Annotated in this window: 15 protein-coding genes and 1 pseudogene; 6 read left to right on the forward strand and 10 right to left on the reverse strand. The window is 67.9% G+C overall.

All coding sequences use genetic code 11. From position 1 onward, the window contains the following. Window positions 1–103 precede the first annotated feature (103 nt). Window positions 104–1,567, reverse strand: coding sequence for a sensor domain-containing diguanylate cyclase (locus DK427_RS25730; protein ID WP_109953862.1), 1,464 nt, complete (start codon window positions 1,565–1,567; stop codon window positions 104–106). Window positions 1,568–1,829: 262 nt separating this feature from the next. Between DK427_RS25730 and DK427_RS25735 the strand changes: the two genes are divergently transcribed. Next, the gene (locus DK427_RS25735; RefSeq protein WP_109953863.1) at window positions 1,830–2,981 is read left to right on the forward strand and encodes an HPP family protein; all 1,152 of its coding nucleotides are present in this window, start codon (window positions 1,830–1,832) and stop codon (window positions 2,979–2,981) included. A 1,128-nt stretch (window positions 2,982–4,109) separates the two neighbouring features. Here DK427_RS25735 and DK427_RS25745 read toward each other — a convergent pair. After that, a complete protein-coding gene (locus DK427_RS25745; protein WP_109953865.1) occupies window positions 4,110–4,661 on the reverse strand; it encodes a hypothetical protein in 552 nt (183 codons plus the stop codon). A 191-nt stretch (window positions 4,662–4,852) separates the two neighbouring features. On the opposite strand from DK427_RS25745, the gene DK427_RS25750 reads away from it, so the two are divergent. Then, the gene (locus DK427_RS25750; protein WP_245930723.1) at window positions 4,853–7,099 is read left to right on the forward strand and encodes an HWE histidine kinase domain-containing protein; all 2,247 of its coding nucleotides are present in this window, start codon (window positions 4,853–4,855) and stop codon (window positions 7,097–7,099) included. A 189-nt stretch (window positions 7,100–7,288) separates the two neighbouring features. Here DK427_RS25750 and DK427_RS25755 read toward each other — a convergent pair whose 3' ends face one another. From DK427_RS25755 to DK427_RS25770, 4 genes and pseudogenes are all read right to left on the reverse strand, one after another. Next, window positions 7,289–10,441, reverse strand: coding sequence for an efflux RND transporter permease subunit (locus DK427_RS25755; protein ID WP_109953866.1), 3,153 nt, complete (start codon window positions 10,439–10,441; stop codon window positions 7,289–7,291). Window positions 10,442–10,466: 25 nt separating this feature from the next. Further along, entirely contained in the window at window positions 10,467–10,763 is a 297-nt protein-coding gene (locus DK427_RS27465; RefSeq protein WP_342772552.1) for a permuted SH3 domain-containing protein, read from the reverse strand. 49 nt (window positions 10,764–10,812) lie between these two features. Continuing rightward, window positions 10,813–11,592 (reverse strand): annotated as a pseudogene (locus DK427_RS25765) (FAD-dependent oxidoreductase); the annotation flags it as partial. A 115-nt stretch (window positions 11,593–11,707) separates the two neighbouring features. Next, a complete protein-coding gene (locus tag DK427_RS25770) occupies window positions 11,708–11,857 on the reverse strand; it encodes a hypothetical protein (protein ID WP_245930725.1) in 150 nt (49 codons plus the stop codon). A 400-nt stretch (window positions 11,858–12,257) separates the two neighbouring features. Here DK427_RS25770 and DK427_RS25775 point away from each other — a divergent pair, with 400 nt between their 5' ends. Both DK427_RS25775 and DK427_RS25780 read left to right on the forward strand, forming a co-directional pair. Continuing rightward, the gene (locus DK427_RS25775; protein ID WP_109953867.1) at window positions 12,258–13,058 is read left to right on the forward strand and encodes an SDR family NAD(P)-dependent oxidoreductase; all 801 of its coding nucleotides are present in this window, start codon (window positions 12,258–12,260) and stop codon (window positions 13,056–13,058) included. Between the two features lie 508 nt (window positions 13,059–13,566). Further along, window positions 13,567–14,853 (forward strand): cation:proton antiporter, encoded by a 1,287-nt coding sequence (locus tag DK427_RS25780; protein WP_109953868.1) that lies wholly within the window; start codon window positions 13,567–13,569, stop codon window positions 14,851–14,853. Window positions 14,854–15,079: 226 nt separating this feature from the next. Here DK427_RS25780 and DK427_RS25785 read toward each other — a convergent pair whose 3' ends face one another. Beyond that, entirely contained in the window at window positions 15,080–16,516 is a 1,437-nt protein-coding gene (locus DK427_RS25785; RefSeq protein WP_109953869.1) for an IS1182 family transposase, read from the reverse strand. 98 nt (window positions 16,517–16,614) lie between these two features. Between DK427_RS25785 and DK427_RS25790 the strand changes: the two genes are divergently transcribed. Further along, window positions 16,615–17,169, forward strand: coding sequence for a hypothetical protein (locus tag DK427_RS25790; protein ID WP_109953870.1), 555 nt, complete (start codon window positions 16,615–16,617; stop codon window positions 17,167–17,169). A 380-nt stretch (window positions 17,170–17,549) separates the two neighbouring features. On the opposite strand, the gene DK427_RS25800 is transcribed toward DK427_RS25790, so the two are convergent. The 3 genes from DK427_RS25800 to DK427_RS25810 all read right to left on the reverse strand — a co-directional run bounded on the left by DK427_RS25800 (window position 17,550) and on the right by DK427_RS25810 (window position 19,182). Next, window positions 17,550–17,924, reverse strand: coding sequence for a hypothetical protein (locus tag DK427_RS25800; protein WP_204165238.1), 375 nt, complete (start codon window positions 17,922–17,924; stop codon window positions 17,550–17,552). A gap of 255 nt (window positions 17,925–18,179) precedes the next feature. Beyond that, window positions 18,180–18,830, reverse strand: a complete 651-nt coding sequence (locus DK427_RS25805) for an SOS response-associated peptidase (protein ID WP_109953872.1) — start codon at window positions 18,828–18,830, stop codon at window positions 18,180–18,182. 127 nt (window positions 18,831–18,957) lie between these two features. Then, window positions 18,958–19,182, reverse strand: a complete 225-nt coding sequence (locus tag DK427_RS25810) for a hypothetical protein (protein WP_109953873.1) — start codon at window positions 19,180–19,182, stop codon at window positions 18,958–18,960. A gap of 166 nt (window positions 19,183–19,348) precedes the next feature. Here DK427_RS25810 and DK427_RS26575 point away from each other — a divergent pair, with 166 nt between their 5' ends. Further along, window positions 19,349–19,726 (forward strand): hypothetical protein, encoded by a 378-nt coding sequence (locus DK427_RS26575; RefSeq protein ID WP_162559895.1) that lies wholly within the window; start codon window positions 19,349–19,351, stop codon window positions 19,724–19,726. The last annotated feature ends 201 nt before the right edge of the window (window positions 19,727–19,927 follow it).

The following is a 19,927-nucleotide window of genomic DNA, read 5'->3' on the forward strand; positions in this document are numbered from 1 at the left end:
GCGGCATCGGGCAGCCCCGCAGGGTCCTGCCGTGCGTCCGCACTCCCTCAAGCCGGCGACGCCCCGCCGCCAGCGCCGGCGAACGGCCGCAGGGGCCGGCCGGCTAGCCGGCGAGACGCCGGCTGAGCGCTCCGATATAGGTGCGGGCCGTGCCCTTGCAGGCTCGCTTGGCCTCGTAGAGCGCCGCATCGGCGTGGCGCAGGATCTCCTCCCGCCCCCCGGTGGCGTCGCCGGACCAGGCGACACCGATCGTCCCGGTGACGCTCGCGATCCGGCCCGGCCCGTCGACGATGATGTGCAGGTCGCGCAGCAACCTCTGGACCAGCGGGTCCAGGGCCGCCCGCCCTACCGCCGCGGGAACCAGCACCGCGAACTCGTCGCCGCCGAGCCGCGCCGGGGTGCAGGCGGCCAGGTACGGGGCCCGTAGGCGGTCCGCCACGCGGCGCAGGACCGCGTCGCCCGCGGCGTGCCCAAGGGCGTCGTTGACGGCCTTGAACCCGTCGAGATCGATCAGCAGGACCGCGACCTCCCGGCCGCGCGCGCGGGCGTCCCGAAGGCCGTCGTCGAGGAGCTGGTTGAACGCCGCTCGGTTCGACAGCTGCGTGAGGTCGTCGGTGCGGGCGTGGTGCAGCAGCCTCTGCTCCATGCGGTGCCGCTCGGTGATGTCCTGCATCAGGCCGACCAGCGCGGCCGGAATGCCTTTCGAGAGTTCCAGCTCGCCCATGCAGCGCACGCGCCGCCGGGTGCCCCGCGCGGTGACGAAGTCGATATCCAGGTCGAACGGCTCGCCCGTATCCAGAGCGCGCCTCACCGCATCGAGAAAGCGCGCCCGGTCGGGCGGCGGGAGGAAGTCCAGAAGTCCCGCCTTCGGCACGCCCGCGCTAACCGGCAGTTCGTGGATGGCGAAGATGCCGTCCGACCAAGTCGGCCGGCGCTCCTGAAGGTCGTAGCGCCACGATCCCATGTCGGCCATGCGCTCGGCCTGCTTGAACTGCCGGCGCTCGCGCTCGAGGTGCTCGACCGTGCGGCGAAGGTCCTCGGCGGCCTCGGCGGCCCGGAGCGCGACCCGCCGCGCCTCGAGGAGCGCCTCGGCGGCGCAGGCCAGTTCCGAGAGGATCGCCAGATCGGCGGCCGACGCGGCTGCGGAGGTCGCGCGGGGCTTGTCGTCCAGCACGCAGAGCGCACCGATGGTCACGGCATCGCCGTCATCGCGCGAGATGCGGAGCGGCACCCCCGCATAGTACCGGATGCCGGGAGATCCGGTGACATGGGGGCTCGCCGCGAAGCGCGGGTCAAGGCGCGCGTCGGCAACCATTAGCGGAGCCTCGGTCTCGAACACCACGGGACAGAAGGCCTGGGCGCGGGGCGTCTCAGGGGCGAGTAGGCCGCAGCGCGCCTTGAACCATTGGCGCTCGCGATCCACCAGCGTGATCGAGGACATGCTCGTCCCCAGCATGCGTTGGGCGAGCTTGGCCAGCGCGTCGAACGGCCGTTCCGGGGGCGTGTCGAGCAACCCGATATCGGCCAGAGCCCTCTGGCGCACCGCTTCCCGCTCGCTGTCCGGCATGCCGCTCTCCCGCCTCCCCCGCACCTGTAGCGCGTGCCGGTAAACGGGCCGTTCGAGCCCGAGGCGTGCCCCGCTGGACGTGAGGGCCTCGACCAACCTCGCCGGCACTGCCTTATGTTCGAGCAGATTGCTCAACCGCGTTGCAATTTCGGCGCCGACCCGCCAACATCCACTGGTATACCAAGCCCTTCGCCTAGCAGGGCCGTCCGCCCCGCGGGTCGACGGCTCCGGCGGCGGACTGGGCGAACGAGGGACGCACGCGATGTCCAACACCGTCGGCTCGCAACCGAAGGCGGGCGGAGGGCCCGGCTTCCGGCTCTTCAGGCCGATCCTGGCGGGAGCGACCCTGAGGGAGCGGCTGATCGCCTGCCTGGGGGCGCTCGCCGGCATCACCCTGACCGGCCTGATCTGCGGCCTGTTCTTCGGCCAGGGGCCCGACATCCCGCTCATCGTCGCACCGATGGGGGCCTCGGCGGTCCTGCTGTTCGCCGTGCCCGCCAGTCCCCTCGCCCAGCCCTGGCCGATCATCGGCGGCAACACGATCTCGGCCTTCATGGGCGTGCTCGCCGCGCGCTTCATCCCGGACCCGGTCGTGGCGATCGGGGTCGGCGTTTCGCTGGCGATCGCCGCGATGTCGCTGACCCGCTCGCTTCACCCGCCCGGCGGCGCGGCCGCCCTCACGGCGCTCATCGGCGGCCCGGCCGTCACCTCGGCGGGGTTCCTGTTCCCCCTCTTCCCGGTCTGCGTGAACTCGCTCATCCTGGTCGCGCTCGGCGTCGCCTTCCACCGGATCGCGCGCCGCAACTACCCGCACGTGCCGGTCGCGATCCCGGCCAACACGCACGGGACGGCCGACCTGCCCGCACCGCTCCGGGTCGGCTTCCGGGCAGAGGATGTCGACGCGGCTCTGCTCGCGCTGAACGAGACGCTGGACATCGACCGGACCGACCTCGACCGCCTTCTCCGGCAGGTCGAGCACCACGCGCTTGTGCGCGAAGAGGGCGACCTGACCTGCGGCGCAGTCATGTCGCGCGACGTCGTCACCATCGGCCTGGACGGCAGCGCCGAGCGGGCGCGGGAGCTTCTGATCGCGCACGACATCCGGACGCTGCCCGTGCTGGAGGCGGACGGGCGCCTCGCCGGAACGCTGGGCCTGCGCGAGCTGGCGCGGCACGGCGACAGTGGTGTCGCGCGGGCCATGTCCGACGCCAGGACCGCCGGACCGGACGATCCGGTGGTCGCCCTGGCCGCGGCCCTGACGGACGGCCGCACCCACGCGGTCGTGGTCGTTGATATAGACAGGCACGTCCTGGGGATCATCACCCAGACCGACCTGCTCGCGACCCTGACGCGCCTGCTCTCCGGCCGGGCGATCGCCGTTCCCGGTCCATTGCCGCGGCCGGCTCGCGTCTGAGCGCGCCCATCGGCCGAACCCAGCTCAGATGTGAGACCAACCGATGGCGGGCGGATGCGGGCCGCGCTGCCCGCCCTTGGCCCGATCCTTGCTGCGTACATGGTTCCCTGGCGCCGCCATGTCCGCAGGATCGAGCCGATGCACGATGGGCCGCTACTCCTTCACCTGCTTCACGCTGCCCTGATGGCGTCGAGCATGATGCTCACCTGGCAGGTCTATCGCCTCCGCAAACCCTGATCGAGGCGGCCCCTCGTCCGCTAAGCCAGGCAGCGGGTTCACGGCGCAGACCGGCGCGAACGCCACCGAGACCGCGATGGCAGTCCAGCCTACCCCGGTCCGGACCCTGCGGGACATCGCAGTGGTCGCGGGGGCTCGCCGCCATCGATGCCCACGACCTTTGTCTGGATCCAAATCGCAGTGCGGACGGCATGCTTCGGCACCTGCGCCGGACGGGCAGCCCGCTCGACGATGTTGCGGCAATTGCAGGCGGCGGCGCGGCGAATTTCAGATCACCGCGGGCGGCGAGATTGCGGATGAGGCGGATGGCAAGGTGGGCCATCGAGCGACGAGGATTTCCTTGCTGAACAAGGACTATTGGCGGAAGGGGTGTCCGACCCGAGGCATTGATATTGCTAAGTTTTTTTGATTCTTGGGGACCCTGCCCAAGCAGTTGCCCAAGCAGGCTGCTCACGCTTTTGTTCGTCCAGGTGGACAACTCGGCGGGTAAGAAAAATCGTGGTATGGCTTGGGCGCCAGGATTCTCAGCCAAAGCCGAAGGGGTACGACATCAAGGAGTTAGACCCTCGATCACCCGTCTTAAGCGGCATCGGACCTAGGGAATGGACCATTGGCGTGGACCTTGGTCAACGCTCGTTCTGGAGCGCTCCACAGCTTGGGGAATGGCGGTGGACCCGCCATTCGCCGAGAGAGCAAGCTGGCGGTCTGGCCGGAAGCGGACGTTCCGTATGCGACCCAATCCAGCCACCCAAACCGCCATCGGCGCTTCTAGAAAGCGGCCGTTCGTCAGCACTCCAGCAATTTCGGCTCTGCGCCAGAAGCGAACTCGAGGTATTTGCCCGAAAACAGACTAAGCGTCGAACAATCGGCTGAGCGCCGGACCGATTGGCATCATTCGAACCTTTCGTCTCGCTCTCTATCCCTCGCCGTCTCCCATTCCCGCTCTCTCGTAACCTCTCGCGCGAGTTGGGCCTTCGCGTCGATCGCGATAGGCATGAGGCTCGCTGAGACATCCGTCTCTAAGCTGTCGAGTAGACGAGCGTTCGCCTCCATCACCGCGGCGCGCGAGCCACTCCATCTAGTGGGCCGGAACCGCTCGACGAACACCACCAGCACGCTCCGGGGGTCGGGCGCATAGGCGAGGAGAGCCTTTGCCTGCTCCGACCAGACCTTGGGCCCACTCTCTTCGGTGCGATGCGCGAACGTGACGAACGAGGCCGCAAGGGGATAGCGTCTCTCGCGGTCTTGGTCGCACCACGCAATGAGGTCCTCGCACGAAATTTCGTCCGCCGGGTTTGACCGGTGATCGAACACGCCAATACCTGCCCGTTGCTGCTGGTCATCTCCCTCAAACAGAGCATCCAGAACGGCTTTTGGCTGGACAGCTAGCAGGGCCTTCAGGACGTCGTCATTGTCGAACGAGTAGGTCTCGGAGGCGGCCACGGCCCTCTTAAGCCGGCCGGCGACTTCCGCTGCGAGGAGCGTGGCCCCCGGTCCATTAAGGCAGGCTCGCACGACCCTCGCCAGCTCACGGTCGCCACGCTGGTTGCCCTTCCGAAAGCTGATGCGCCGCAGAAGCTCTCGACCACCTGCAGACCCTGCGCGGGCCGGACGCGGTCGACCGCATCTTCGGCGTGCGCCTCCTGCCCGACCGGCCGCCCTTCGACGTGGCGCTGCACCTGTCCGGCTCGGCCATCGTCATCGAGGCCGAGCCGAGCGCGCCCGAGCACCTCAGCGCGGGCAACCTCGTGCGCAGCATGGTCGGGCGCCTGCAGCAGACCGCGGGCTACGACCCGCTCTGCCGCGAGGCCGCCCGCCAGATGCGCGCGCTCACCGGCTTCGACCGGGTCATGGTCTACCGCTTCGCGCCGGACGGCCACGGCGAGGTCATCGCGGAGGCCGCGCGCTCCGGCCTCGACCGCTACCTCGGCCTGCACTACCCGGCCTCCGACATCCCGAAACAGGCCCGCGCCCTCTACGAGCGCAACTGGCTGCGCATCATCGCCGACGTCGGCGCCCCGGCCGCCGCGGTCCTGCCGCAGCGCGACCCCGAGGGCGAGCCGCTCGACCTGTCGCTCTCGACGCTGCGGGCCGTCTCGCCCATCCACATCGAGTACCTGCGCAACATGGGCGTGGCCGCCTCCTTGTCGGTCTCGATCCTGCGCAACGGCCGGCTCTGGGGCCTGTTCGCCTGCCACCACATGGAGCCGCGCCACATCTCCCTGGAGCGGCGCACCGCCGCCGAGCTGTTCGGGCAGATGTTCTCCTGGATACTGGAGAGCCGGCAGCGCGAGGAGGAGGCCGCCCAGGAGGCGCGCTCGCGCGAGATCCACAACCGGCTGATGGGCGCGCTCGCTTCCGGCGTCACCGGCCTGGAGAGCCTGCCCGACTTCGTCGAGGAACTCGCCGCCATCGTGCCGAGCGACGGGATCGGCCTCTGGGTCAACGGCCAAGTCTTCGTGCACGGCGCGACACCGACCGCCGAGGAGTTTGCCGGGCTCGTGCGCTTCCTCAACCGCACTGCGGCGAGCCGCGTCTATGCGGTCGACGAGATCGGGCGGACGCACGAGCCCGGCCGCGATTTCACGGAGCGCGCCGCCGGCGTGCTGGCGGTGCCGGTCTCGCGCACGCCGCGCGACTTCCTGGTCTTCTTCCGCCGCGAAGTCGCGCGGACCGTGACCTGGGCCGGCAACCCGGAGAAGCCGGCGAGCCTCGGCCCGAACGGGGTGCGGCTCACCCCGCGCAAGAGCTTCGAGGCCTGGACCGAGACCGTGCGCGGGCGCTCGCTGCCCTGGTCCGAGGTCGAGCTCCGCACCGCGGAGGCGCTGCGCGTCACCTTACTGGAGGTGATCCTGCGCCTGTCCGATTCGGCCGAGCGCGAGCGCAAGGAGGCGCAGGAGCGGCAGGAGTTGCTCATCGCCGAACTGAACCACCGCGTGCGCAACATCCTCAACCTCATTCGGGGCGTGGTCACGCAGAGCCGCGCCAACGTGGACCGGCCCGAGGACTTCACCGCGGTCGTCGGCGAGCGCATCCAGGCGCTGGCCCGCGCCCACGACCAAGTCACCTCCTCCAATTGGGGGCCGGGGTCGCTGCGCGAGCTCGTGCTCCTGGAGGCCGGGGCCTACCTCGGGAGGAAGGCCGACCGCGTCGTGCTCGACGGCGTCGATGTCTTGCTGGAGCCGCAGGCGTTCACGACCGTGGCCCTCGTCGTCCACGAGTTGATGACGAACTCGGCCAAGTACGGGGCCCTTTGCGACAGCGCCGGCCGGGTCGACGTCCGCTGGGAACGCGACGCCCTCGACCATCTCGTCATCCATTGGCGGGAGAGCGGCGGCCCGGCGGTGCGGGCGCCGACCCGACGCGGCTTCGGCACCACCATCATCGAGCGCTCCATCCCCTACGAGCTCAAGGGCGAGGCCGAGGTGCGCTACGAGCTCACCGGCCTGCGCGCCCGCTTCGTAGTGCCGCCCGCATACGTCCGCTCCGCGCCCCCGAAGCGGGCCCAGCCGACCCCTCGCGAGCCGGCGCCCGCGACCCGCCTCGACGGCACGGTGCTGGTGGTCGAGGACAACATGATCATCGCGCTTGAGGCCGAGGAGGTGCTCACCGCCTTGGGCGCGACCGCGGTCGACATGGCGGCTTCGGTCCGGGAGGCGCTGCGCCTGATAGAGGCGTCGCGGCCCGACCGGGCGGTGCTCGACGTCAACCTGGGCTCCGAGACGAGCGTGCCGGTGGCGCGCCGGCTCGCCGAGCTCGGCGTCCCATTCGCTTTCGCGACGGGCTACGGCGAGAGCTTCAAGGTGCCGCCCGACCTGGGCGACATCCCGGTGATGAAGAAGCCCTACGGCGCCGACGAGTTACGACGCGCATTCCCCTGACGGACGTATGGCTGTTGCACCCAGGGTCACACCGCGATCCCGCCGGCGCTTGGTCAAGGCCGGTCGTGAATGGGTCGCGGTCGGCCTGCCGAGAGGGCAAGGAGGCGGGCCGACCGCTATCGCCGACCGCGGGAAGGCGCGGTCGCGCGACCTGTTCCGAGCCGAGGCCCGGATCTCCGAATGGCTCGATCAACCGGCGGGAACGCCTTGTCCGGCAGGGGCGGCTTGGCCACCCGTCGCCCCCTTCGCCTTCCGTGATCGGAAGGCCCGAGCGATCAGGACGTAGAAGAGCGGGGTTACGAACACCGCGAGCACCGTCGCGGTAATCATGCCGCCGAGCACGCCGGTGCCGATGGCCCGCTGGCTGTTCATGCTGGCGCCCGTGGCGATGGCGAGCGGCACCACGCCCAGGATGAAGGCGAGCGAGGTCATCACGATGGGCCGGAAGCGCAGCTCGCACGCCTCCAGCGCCGCCTCGTGCACGGAACGCCCCTGCGCCACGAGGTCCTTGGCGACCTCGATGATGAGGATGGCGTTCTTCGCCGTCAGGCCGATGACCGTGATCAGGCCGACCTTGAAGTAGACGTCGTTCGGCATGTCGCGCAGCAGCATGGCGAAGACGGCCCCGACCACGCCGGTGGGCACCACCAGCAGTACGGCGAGCGGGATCGACCAGCTCTCGTAAAGCGCGGCGAGGCAGAGGAAGACGCAGAACAGCGCCAAGGCGAGCAGGTAGACCGCCTGGCTGCCCGAGAGCTTCTCCTGCAGCGATTGCCCCGTCCAGGCGAAGTCGAAGCCGGCAGGCAGCTGTCCGGCAAGACGCTCCATTTCTGCCATGGCGTCGCCGCTGGCGTAGCCGGGGGCCGCGCTGCCGGAGATCTTGATGCTCGGGTAGCCGTTGAAGCCGACCACCTGCGCCGGGCCCATCGTCCACGAGACCCGGGCGAAGGACTGGAGCGGCACCATCTGCCCCTTCGCGTTGCGGACGTTGAGATCGAGCAGGTCCTCCGCCCGCATGCGCCGCGACGCCTCGGCCTGCACGATGACCCGCTGCATGCGCGCCTGGTTCGGGAAATCGTTGACGTAGGCCGAGCCGAGGCTTGTCGAGAGCGCGTCGTTGACGTCGGCGAAGGTGACGCCGAGCGCGTTCGCCTTCTGCCGGTCCAGGGTCAGCTCGATCTGCGGGGCGGTCGGCAGCCCCTCGACGTAGACGCCCTGCAGGATCGGGCTCTGGCTCGCCGCCTTCAGGAGCTGGTCGCGCGCGGCCGCGAGAGCGGCATAGCCCTGCTGACCCTTGTCCTGCAGGCGGAAGGCGAAGCCACTGGAGTTGCCGAGCGCCTCGATGGCCGGCGGCGACAGCGACATGGCGATGGCATCAGGCAGGCCCCCCAGCACCGCGTTGGCCCGGGCGCTGAGCGCCTCGGCGCCGTCGTCGGGCCCACGCTGCTTCCAGTCCTTCAGGGTGACGAAGGAGAGCGCCGCGTTCTGGCCCTGACCCGAGAAGCCGTAACCAAGGAGCACGACGCGCGTGGCGACCGCCGCCTCGGTCCCGAAATGTGCCTCCATGCGCTTGGCCACGTCGAGGGTGCGCTCGGTGGAGGATTCCGGCGGGGTCTGCGCGTCGACGATGATGTAGCCCTGGTCCTCGATGGGCAGGAAGCTCGTCGGCATGCGGACGTAGCCCCAGCCCAGCGCCGCGACGAGCGCCGCGTAGACAAGGAGCGCGCGCACCGGCCGGCGCAGCATCCCGGCGACACCCGAGCGGTAGGCCAGCGTGCCGGCCTGGAAGCGGCGGTTGAACCAGCCGAAGAAGCCGCCCTTGGCGTGGCCGTGGCCGGCCTCGACCGGCTTGAGGAGCGTGGCGCAGAGCGCGGGCGTCAGCGACAGCGCCAGGAAGGCCGAGAAGGCGATGGAGGTCGCCATGCTGACCGCGAACTGGCGGTAGATCACCCCGACCGAGCCGGGGAAGAAGGCCAGCGGCACGAAGACGGCGATCAGGACCGCGGTGATGCCGACGATGGCCCCGGTGATCTGGCCCATGGCCTTGCGGGTGGCCTCGCGCGGCGGCAGGCCCTCCTCGGTCATAATGCGCTCGACGTTCTCGACCACGACGATGGCGTCGTCGACGAGGATGCCGATGGCCAGCACCATGCCGAACATGGTCAGCACGTTGATGGAGAAGCCGGCCAGCAGCAGGGCGCCGCAGGTGCCGAGCAGCGCCACCGGCACCACGATGGTCGGGATGATGGTGTAGCGGACGTTCTGAAGGAACAGGAACATGACGGCGAAGACCAGCGCCATCGCCTCGGCGAGCGTCATCAGCACCTTCTTGATCGACACCTCGACGAAGGGCGTGGTGTCGTAGGGCACCGTGACGCTCACGTTGGCCGGCAGCGTCCTGGAGAGCTGGGCGAGCTTCGCCTTGACGCCGGTGGCGGCGGCGAGCGCGTTGCCGCCCGGGGCGAGCTGGATGCCGATGCCGGCCGCCGGACGGCCATCGAGGCGGGTCTGCATCGTGTAGGACTGGCCGCCGAGCTCGACCTCGGCCACGTCGCGCAGGCGCACGAGCGAACCGTCCGGGTTGGCGCGCAGCACGATCTCCTCGAACTCGGCGACGGTGGTGAGCTGCCCCTTCACCAGCACGTTGGCAGCGATGCGCTGGCCTTCCTTCGCCGGCTGGGCGCCGACGATGCCCGAGGCGACCTGCGCGTTCTGGGCGCCGACCGCCGCCGTGACGTCGCCCGGCGTCATGCCGAAGCCGACGAGCTTCACCGGGTCGATCCAGATGCGCAGCGCCTTCTCGGACGAGAACAGGGTGGCGCGCCCGACGCCCGGCACGCGTCGCAGTTCGCCGAGGAGACGGCGGGCGGCGAGGTCGCCGAGATCGCTCTCGCTCAAGGAACCGTCCTTGGAAGAGACGATGACGAACTGGAGGAAGCTGGTGCTGGCCTCCTCGACAATGACGCCCTGCTGGGTGACCGCGCGCGGCAGCCGCGCCTCGATGCGCTTGATCCGGTTCTGCACCGCGACCGTCGCCTTCGACGGGTCCGAGCCCGGGGCGAAGGAGGCCATGATCTGGGCCATGCCCGACGTGTCGCTGGTCGACTCGAAGTACATCAGCCCCGGGATGCCGTTCAGCTCCTCCTCGATGATGCGGGTGACGCCGTCGTAGAGCCGCTCGGGCGGAGCGCCGGGATAATTGGCCGTGACCTGGATCGTGACGGGGGCCACGTCCGGGTACTGCGAGACCGGCAGGAAGGCGATGGAGATGGCCCCCACCAGCATGATGAAGATGGAGACCGCCCAGGCGAAGATCGGGCGCTCGATGAAGAAGCGGGTCATGGCGGGCCGGTCCTGTGCGGCTGGGTCAGGGCTTCGCGGAGGCGGCGACCGTGCGGCCGCCCTGCCAGGGCACCGGGTTCACCGCCATGCCGGGCTGGATCTTCTGGAAGCCCTCGACGACGACGGTCTCGCCGGGCTTCAGCCCGTCCTCGACGATCCAGCCGGCATCGGTCAGGGCGCCGGTGTGCAGGGGCCGCAGCGCGACGGCCTTGTCCGTGCCGACCACGAAGGCCTGCGCCACGCCGGCGCTTGAGCGCTGGATGGCCTGGGCCGGGACGATGACCGCACCCGGCAGCGTCCCCTGTGCGACGCGGACGCGCACGTAGGTGCCCGGCAGCAACGCGACCCTTGGATTCGGGAACGTGGCCCGCAAGGAAGACCTTCTCGTTGCGTCCGAGCGGCAGGGCGAAGGCCGCCTCGCGCCAAGGCTCGGTCCCGGGAGGCAGGCGGATCGCGTCGCTGGCCAGGACCGCGGTCGAGACCGTGAGGATGGCGGCCCCGGCGCGGACGGTGCCGGCGCGGGTGGTGACGGCGACGCCATCCGCCGTCAAATCGATCCGCTCAACCGGGGTGGCCGGGCGCAGGTCCGTCGAGGACGGCAGGCTGGCGGCGACCAACGTGCCGTAGCCGAGCGGCAGGTTCCAGTTCTTGCCCGTCGCGGCATCGTCGTAGGCCAGGTAATCGGCGGCCGAGATGTTCTCAGGCCCGACGCCGCTCATGAAGCCGGCGATGGCCCGCACGTAGGCGTTCCAGGCGCCGCCGGGCTCAAGGGCATCGCTGGCCCGGTCGCTTCCTCCTGCGACCGTGCGGAGCCGCTCCTCCCAGTCGCCGAACGCCTTTCGCGCCGCCTCCTCGCCATCCTCGTCCCAGGCGATGCCGGGATGCGCCTTCGCCCACGGCGGGTCGCTCCGGTCGACCGGGAAGCCGGATGCCTCGGCGATGCCGACCCATGCGTTGCGGTCGCCCGAGTGGAGCCACTCGCAGCCGAGGTCGAGCGGGAACCCCTCGAGGTCCTGGGTGTACGCGCGACCCCCGAGGCGCGCCGACGCCTCAAGCAGCAGTACCGCCTTGCCTTTGGAAGCAAGCCGCCGCGCGGCGCCGATGCCGGCGGCGCCTCCACCCACGATGATGACGTCGTACTCGTTGTACATGCGCCGAAGGTGAGATCGAGCATCGCGCGGGACAAGCGGCAGTGCTTGGGGGACTGGCATCGTTCCAGGCGTATAGGCGCTGGGCCGGCCTTCCATCCAGTGGACGATCCTGGCTTCAGCCTGCCTTGCGGTCGTAGCGGCCCTCGTCCCGTGCCTCGAAGTACCGGCCGTGGAAGACGCGGACATCCATCTTCTTCTTGAGCGTGCCCGGCGTGAGCGGCTCCTTGTGTAGGGTGGCGCCGCGGACCGTCACCGCCCTGAGCACCGGCAGGATCTCCGACGGCGTAAGCGGCCCCGCTCGACGAGGAGCTCGGCTATCTCCTGCATGACGCGGTCCCAGAACTCCTCGGCGCGGAAACGGTCTAGTTGGTTCTCGACGTTGGCGAGGCGCTCTTGGACGCGGGCGCCCTCGTCCTCGGCGGTCTTGGTCCGAGCGGCGCGGCGTTCCCAGCCTGAATATCTTGTGTCTCCCGGCTCGACCACTCCGTGCAGAGGCTGCTTGCGAGCGAAGAGCGGCCATTCCAGCGGTTGTGGCAAAAGGTCCGGAAGTGGCGCCAGCCCGACGGCCAGGGACTCCAGCGCACGAAGATCTACGCGGGATCATCTCGACCACCGGAGCGTTCCGCTTCGGCACGAGCGCGATGGATAGCGGGACGGATCCGACAATGGGAGTGCGTGAGTGCAAGGGGTTGGCGGTGGTGACGGGCGCCTCCAGCGGCATCGGTCTGGAACTGGCGAAGCTCTTTGCAGCTGATAGCTACGACCTTCTGATCGCCGCCCGCAGCGAGCACGTCGACGAGGTGGCCAGCCGGATGCGCGAGGCCGGAACGTCTGTCGAAGCCTGTCGAGCTGACCTGTCGACACCGGCGGGCGTCGAGACACTGCATGCGGCGATCAAAGCCGCCGAGCGGCCCCTTGAGGCCATCACCATCAACGCCGGTGTCGGCCTTGGCGGTCCTTTCGTCGAGAACCGCTGGGAAGACGAGCTGAACCTCATGCGGGTCAATGTCGTCGAGACCGTCCACCTCGCCAAGCTCGTTGTGCCCGGCATGGTCGCCCGGGGCCGCGGGCGCGTCCTATTCACGTCCTCGATCTCCGGCACTACACCGGTGCCGTTCGAGGCCGTCTACGGCGCCTCCAAGGCCTTCGTCCTCTCATTCGCTGAAGCCATCCGCAACGAACTGCGCGACACCGGCGTCACCGTAACGGCCCTCCTGCCTGGTCAGACCGAGACCAACTTCTTCCATCACGCCGGCATGGACGACACCAGCATCGGAGCGGGTCCGAAGAGCGACCCGGCCGATGTGGCCAAAGCCGGCTACGAGGCGATGATGGCGGGTCGGGAGAAGGTTGTAGCTGGTAGCATCGCGACGCAGTTCGAAGCTGCGGTGCTGAACCGCATCCTGCCCGACTCGATGAAGGCGGAGCGGCACAGGAAGATGTCCGAGCCAGGCGGCGCAGAGTAGCGGAGGCCTTCGCAGGCCGTCGCCTAGATCTTGCTTATCGATAGCGGGTGAGTTCCTGCCCCCTTGCGGACATTCGAGGGGCTGCAGCCGAAGGTCCGAATGGGGTCGAGAGCGGTGGCTTAGCCTCTGCCGGCCCAATGTCTGTCGCGGCATGAGCGGGCGGCGCGCTGGACGCGAGAAATATAGCTGGTGTGAGGACACAGAAGCTCACTTGCTGTGGCCCGCACGGAACACCCGAGTTTGCCGTCCGGTTGCCCTTGCGAGGCTCCACCCAAGGCTGGCCGCCGGCTGCCGCGCGGGCGACGTGCCGCCGCCCCGGCACTGGAGCGGTTTAATCGCGCAGACGGTTCCGGCGGACGGACTTTCAGCCGGCGACGGGAACAGGTCCGACTCTCGGCTCAACGGACGGACGCGCCGCAAGCAGGTCCACGAGGTGCCTGAGCGCATCTCTGACCTTTCCCGACCGGGCAGCTTGTGAGGCTGACCCTCCACCGATGCGAGGGCCACCATGATTTCGATCTTCGACCTCGCCGCCCTGCTGCTGACGCTCTCGGCCCTGTTCAGCTGGCTCAACCGGCGCTTCCTGCCGCTCCCGCACGCCATTGGCCTCCTCATCCTGGGGCTGCTCGCGTCGCTGGTGCTCGTTGCAGTCGACCTCGCCTTCCCGCAGCGGCACCTCTACGACGCGCTCACGACGGCGCTCCAGCAGATCGACTTCACCGAGGTCGTGATGAACGGCATGCTGGCCTTCCTGCTGTTCGCCGGCGCGCTTAATCTCAACCTGCAGGCGCTGCGAGAGCGGGCTTGGCCGGTCGCGACCCTGGCGCTGGTCGGTACGGCGGTCTCGACCGCGGTGGTGGGGCTCGCTGTCTGGGGCGTGAGTCAGGCACTCGGCCACGCCCTACCGCTCGTCTGGGCCTTAGTCTTCGGCGCTCTGATCAGTCCGACCGACCCGGTCGCGGTCCTCGCCACGCTCAAGAACGTGCAGGTGCCGCAGGCCTTGGAGGTCGAAATGCAGGGGGAGGCGCTGTTCAACGACGGCGTCGGCGTGGTGCTGTTCACCGCATTCCTTGGGTTTGCTGCTGCTACTGGTGGCGGCGAGCGAGGCGCGCTCGGCATCGTCGAGTTGCTGTTGGTGGAGGCGGGTGGTGGCATCTTGCTCGACCTCGTCACCGGCTACATCGCTTACCGGTCCATGCGCGCCATTGACGACTTTTCCGTCGAGGTGCTGATCACGCTCGCGCTCGTGACCGGCACCTACGCACTGGCGCAGAAGCTCGGCACCAGCGGACCGCTCGCCGTGGTTGCGGCCGGGTTGCTGGTGGGAGAGCGGGGCCCTCGCGACGCGATGAGCAAGCGCACCCAAGGCTACGTCTCTGCGCTATGGACGCTCATCGACGAGGTGCTCAACTCGGTGCTGTTCTTGCTGATCGGCCTGGAGGTGCTCGTCCTGCGCTTCGATGCATCGGCGCTCTGGCTGGCCGCTGCCGCCGTACCCCTCGTCATCCTCGGGCGCGGCGTAGCGGTCTCGGTTTCCCTGCTCCTACTTCGTTGGAGCGACGACTCCCTCTCGGCGCGGAACGTGCCGTTCCTGACCTGGGCGGGCGTGCGCGGCGGCATCTCGGTGGCGTTAGCGCTCACCGTGCCTGAGGGCGAGCACAAGCCGGCGCTGCTCGCCGCGACCTATGCCGTCGTGCTGTTCTCGATCATCGTTCAGGGCTTGACCCTTGGCATCGTCGCCCGTCGGACGGTCAATGGTGCGAAAGGCAGTCACAACACACCAGCGCCTTTATGACCGATAGGTTGACGTCCGCAGCATCAGCATCCGCCGCGCCGGCAGAAGACGACATCCAACAACTTGAGGCTGAAAGTACAGTCAAGCAAGCGAGGAGCCAGCTCCTGCCTCATTGCGAACATTCGGCCCATTTTTGGCGAAGGTCCGGATGAGGTGGATACTGTGTGAGAACGCGTTTTGGTTTATCGGTGCGGAGCGGAGATGGTGCGCGAGGTGCGGCGTGCTCTCACGCCCGCAGTGTCGTGAGGAGGGGTTCAACTCTGAGGATCGCCAGCACCCTCTTCAGATTATAGGCCAGGACTTGCAGGCTCATCTCGGTCGCCACGTTTTTCAACCGTCGCGTCCGGAAGTGGGTCGCCCCCATCCAGCCCTTGAGCGTCCCGAACACGTGTTCGACCGTCTGCCGCCGCGTGCGCATCGCGTGAGGATCCGCGTCGAGCCGGCGCTGCACGGCTTCCAAGACCGCCTCGTGCTCCCAGCGCGTCACCCGCCGCTCCTTGGCTGGCGTGCAGCGCGCCTTGAGCGCGCAGCCGTGGCAGGCCGTCGTCCAGTAGCGCCGTAGCGTCAGCCCACCCTCGACATTCGTGTAGCGGTAGGGGAGCTGCTCACCGGCCGGACAGCGGTAGGTATCCGCCTCCGCCTCGTAGACGAAGTCCTGTTTGCCGAAGCGCCCTTCCGCCTTGGCACCCGAGGTCAGCGGCTTGGGCAGTGTCACCGCGATACCAGCCTGATCGCAGGCTAGGATCTCCTCGCCCGAGAAGTAGCCGCGGTCAGCCAGCACGCTGAGCGCTTCATGCCCGGTTGCGACCTGGCCCTGGCGGCTCATGTGCACCAGCTGGGTGCGATCGTGCCCGACGTTGGTGACCTCGTGGGCGACGATCAGATGATGCTCGGTGTCGATGACCGCCTGCACGTTGTAGCCGACCATCCCCGTCCCCTTGCCGCGCGTGGCCATCGCCCGCGCGTCCGGATCGGTCAGCGAGATCTGCCGGTCGGGGGCGGCTTCGACGAGCGTCTCCATCGCCTGCAGTTCGCGCATCCGCGTCCGCAGGGCGTCCAGACGCTCCGCGATGCGCACCTTGCGCACGTGGGCGACCTCGTCCTCCTGGCGATCGGCGGTGTCGAGGGCGGCGAGATAGCGCGCGATGCCGGCCTCAATCTGCTCGATGCGGCGCCGGACCGCCGCCGGGGTAAAATTGCAATCACGCGTGTTCACCGCTTTGAAGCGGCTGCCGTCGAGAGCCACGGCACCACCGGCCAGGAGGCCGAGTTGTCGGCGCAGCACCACGAACTGGCGGCACGCGGCCTGGATCGCAGGACCATTATCGCGCCGGAAGTCGGCGATGGTCTTGAAGTCGGGGGCGAGGCGGCCGGTCAGCCACATCAACTCGACGTTGCGACCGGCCTCACGCTCCAGACGGCGGCTGGAGGTGACTTGGTTGAGGTAACCGTAGAGATAGAGCTTCAGCAGCGTCGCGGGATGGTACCCGGGCCGTCCGGTCGCGGCCGGCATCATGCTCGCAAAGCCCAGGGCCGTGAGATCGAGCTCGTCTACGAACAGGTCGACGACGCGCACCGGATTGTCTTCAGACACATAGTCGTCCAACCGGTTCGGCAACAGCGTGACTTGGTGGCGATCCGCACCACAGATGAACCGCGCCATACACGCCTCCGCTGTCCCGCAGAGACTATCATAACCGCTACGTTTTCACACAGTCTCGGTGGTTTGCAGCCGTTCAACGCGCTGCCACACTCGATCCGATGGACGACGCGATCACAACCGCCTTCGTGCCCCTAATCGGCCTGCCCTGCTGGGGCGTGCAGCGGGGGCACGGCAGCATGCTCACCTTCGAGTTCGGTCCGCCCTACCTCCTGATAACCGAGCCCTACGTCTCGAACTCGCCCGCGGCCCGGATACGTGAGCGGGCCGCGCAGCGGCACGTCCGTCCCTGCGGGGCGTGGCACCTGTTCATCTTCTGCTGCCACTGGCGCATCGCCGTGTCCGGCGAGGTGTTGGCGGAGGACGAGAGCCCGGCTGATCTGATCGAGGCCGCGGTGCGGGTGGGAAATGGACAGAAGCTGACGGCGTTCGCGCTCGACGCGACCACACGCACGACGACGTTCACATTCGATCTCGGGGCAAGCCTGACGACATGGCCCTACGCGGATGAGATCGACGAGCCGTGGTCGCTGTATCAGCCCGAGGGGCAGGTCCTGACCTACCGAAGCGACGGCTGCCGAAACCTCGGTTCCGACGACGAGCAGCCCGACCGCCACGTCTGGATACCCGTCCACTTGGACGTGCGTGTCCCTTAGCGCCGGTTACCTGCTCGGGGTGGTTTGTGGACCTTAACAAGCGCATGAAGGGGAGTAGATGGCTGCGATTTGGTGAAGCAGAGCAATGCGCTGGATTGTCCTTTTCCACGTAGGCTTATTGTTCGTCCTTCTGTCCTATGTCGCCGTCGGTGCTTACTCGGTGGGGTTCCGCTCTATGAGGGAGATCGATTTTGACGGCGATGGTTCAACGTCCGTCTCCGAAGTCTTGACCGCGTTAGACGTTGTGAAGGTTCCCAGCCGGGACAGGCCCGGTTGCATCGAGTATCTCGATGCGAAAGGGGGCACACACGTCTACGCCGTGCGCTGCCCGGAGGTCCGCTGAGGGTCGCAAGCGGCGGTTCCGCCCCGGCGGCCCTGGATCAGCCCCTGAACGCCCAGATCGGGATGCCGCGCGGCATGCCCGGCTTGTCCCGGCGGTAGGCCAGGTTCCCGTAGCGGATCGTCTTCGCGTCGATCGCCTCGACCTGCCGACCGGTGAGCACCAGCGCGCCGCAATAGTCTGCGCGGCCAGTGCCGATCACCGGATGGATCGCGAACAGCTCGAGATCCGTCCACCCCAGGTCCACCGCCTGGGCGCCGAAGCGATCGAGGAAGTCGAGGTTCGCGGCGTGCGTCTTCTGCCACTGCTCGCCGTAGAGGCCGGGGCACGGGCTCTTCGCCGGGCTCTGGCTCTCGACACCGGAGCGCCAGGTGTAGAGGTCGGAGGTCGAGACGGGGGCGAGGTGCGCGGACATCGGCGGGGGATACGGGTCGCCCTGTCCGGCCGCTATGCCGCGCCAGCAACAGCTACATGGGACGCGCCGTCAACTGGTGGGGCAGATGGTGGGGTGAGCCGGCCGTCGAAGCGAATTTCCCTTCTCAGACAAAGGACGGTGGCGGAAGGGGTGGGACATTCCGAGCCAACCTCACTGATTCAAATATAACAATGACTTAGCCAGGGTGCAGCCGTTCACCTGTAGCGCAAAGCTGTAGCACCGCTGAGGTACGTTTCACGCCCCGTCCCCTCTCTCACCTCTCGCAACCTCCTTCATCATCTCGTCAGGCAACGGTCGCTGAAGCGTCAGCGCGTCCTGTGTCGGTGCCTCAAGCCACATCGCCCACTCCTCAGGCTTGGTCAGCAGCACAGGCATTGCCTTGGGATGGACCGGACCGACCACACCATTGGCCTCTGTGGTGAGGAAGGAGAACAGCCGGTGCTCCTCCTCCACCCTGTCAGGGTTCTCCTTCTTGGTCCCTCTCACGCCCGTCCAGGGCCGCCAGATGCCCGCGAAGGCGAACAGAGGACGATCCTCGTTCAGGGCGAACCACACGGGCGTCTTGCGTGGCTTGGTGTCGGCGTACTCCGAGAACGAGCTGACGGGCACGAGACAGCGGTACTCAGGCTTCAGCCAGGGCCGCCAATGGGGGCTCTTCACGTTGCGGACGTTCGTAACGGGGTGCTCACCGAATGCCTTGGGACCAGGGATGCCCCATCGCATCATCGTCAGCTCGCGACCTTCAGGCGCGTTCCAGACCACCGGGGCCATCTGGTCGGGGAAGATGCCAGGGAGCGGGGGAAGGTTGCCCGTCTGGTCACGCTCGACCCCGAACGCCTTGCGTAGCTCATCGGGGCCAGCTCTCAGGCTGTAGAGGTTGCACATCCTGTCAGTTCGCTCTGAGGACGCGTTAGGAGCCGCTTCAAGCTCAGCGATGAACACCAAAAGGCAGGGAGCGCCTGAAGCCCCCTGCCCTCTCCTACCTAAATGTCTCTATGCCGATGAAGCGGCCTTACTGGGCTTGGCCCTGAGCGCCACCCTGCTGCTTGTCCTTCTTGTTGGCCTTGTGGTGACCAACGGCACAGCCAGCCGCCGCACCCATCTTGCCATGACCGGCCATGCTGCCCGCTGCACCACCGACGATAGCGCCCTTGATGCAGCCCTTGGCCTCCGCTGAGCTGACACCCGCCACCATGCCGATAGCGAGACTGGCAGCCAGGATGAGGTTCGTCCTCATGGTTGTTTCCTCCGATGAACTCGGAAGCTCAACTTGAGGCGGAGCAGAACGTTCCCAGCGCAGAGGGGCAGTCAAGATCAAGCTTGACACGCTTCCTTGTGCTTCACGCCTGACGACTAACCCACGACCAACCCCTTCCATCCAACTAAATCCCAGGAGGGCATCCATGACCCTCAGGGTCTATACTTTCAATCCCCGTTTGCGAGGCGTCCGGTCAGCCTTCAAGCTCCGAGGCATGCCCCATGCCGATGACCTCTGGCTGTCGGCCAAGGATGCCGGACAGGCCATAGGCTGGCACCCTGACACGTTCAGACACCGCCGAGAGGTGGCGCTGGACGGTGACGCTTGGGGCTACGCCACCCTGCCGACAGCCAAGGGGAACCACATGATGGTGATGGTCTCCAGAGGCGCGCTCAGGGCCATGCTGAGTGGCGTGCGGACGCGTCAGGGTCGGGTGTTCAGGGGTTGGCTGAAGGAAATGCCAGATTTTCCCAATACATTGATCGTTCCACCCCTGGGAACCATTGCACGGGTGGAAAGGTAATAAGCAGACAATGTCAGACTGATCTCACATCTCCACTCCAGTTACTAGCCCCGGCGCATGGGCGACCTTCGCTTTCTCGGCTATCCATAGGTCGGCCAGCACATCTAAAACCTTCCTACCGCCTCGCAACGAGAACGAGACGAGGCGCTTGGGGATCGAAAATGGCAGTCGCGCTTGGAATCAGCATGTACGGCGTTTCCA

Source organism: Methylobacterium radiodurans, assembly GCF_003173735.1.
Lineage (GTDB): Bacteria > Pseudomonadota > Alphaproteobacteria > Rhizobiales > Beijerinckiaceae > Methylobacterium > Methylobacterium radiodurans.

What these genes read in the sequence shown, in the direction of transcription:
- DK427_RS25780 (WP_109953868.1), top strand. Translation starts at nt 13,567, where the DNA reads ATGATTTCGATCTTCGACCTCGCCGCCCTGCTGCTGACGCTCTCGGCC.
- DK427_RS25805 (WP_109953872.1), bottom strand. Translation starts at nt 18,830, where the DNA reads ATGTGCAACCTCTACAGCCTGAGAGCTGGCCCCGATGAGCTACGCAAG.
- DK427_RS25785 (WP_109953869.1), bottom strand. Translation starts at nt 16,516, where the DNA reads ATGGCGCGGTTCATCTGTGGTGCGGATCGCCACCAAGTCACGCTGTTG.
- DK427_RS25775 (WP_109953867.1), top strand. Translation starts at nt 12,258, where the DNA reads ATGGGAGTGCGTGAGTGCAAGGGGTTGGCGGTGGTGACGGGCGCCTCC.
- DK427_RS26575 (WP_162559895.1), top strand. Translation starts at nt 19,349, where the DNA reads ATGACCCTCAGGGTCTATACTTTCAATCCCCGTTTGCGAGGCGTCCGG.
- DK427_RS25730 (WP_109953862.1), bottom strand. Translation starts at nt 1,567, where the DNA reads ATGCCGGACAGCGAGCGGGAAGCGGTGCGCCAGAGGGCTCTGGCCGAT.
- DK427_RS25790 (WP_109953870.1), top strand. Translation starts at nt 16,615, where the DNA reads ATGGACGACGCGATCACAACCGCCTTCGTGCCCCTAATCGGCCTGCCC.
- DK427_RS25800 (WP_204165238.1), bottom strand. Translation starts at nt 17,924, where the DNA reads ATGTCCGCGCACCTCGCCCCCGTCTCGACCTCCGACCTCTACACCTGG.
- DK427_RS25810 (WP_109953873.1), bottom strand. Translation starts at nt 19,182, where the DNA reads ATGAGGACGAACCTCATCCTGGCTGCCAGTCTCGCTATCGGCATGGTG.
- DK427_RS25755 (WP_109953866.1), bottom strand. Translation starts at nt 10,441, where the DNA reads ATGACCCGCTTCTTCATCGAGCGCCCGATCTTCGCCTGGGCGGTCTCC.
- DK427_RS25735 (WP_109953863.1), top strand. Translation starts at nt 1,830, where the DNA reads ATGTCCAACACCGTCGGCTCGCAACCGAAGGCGGGCGGAGGGCCCGGC.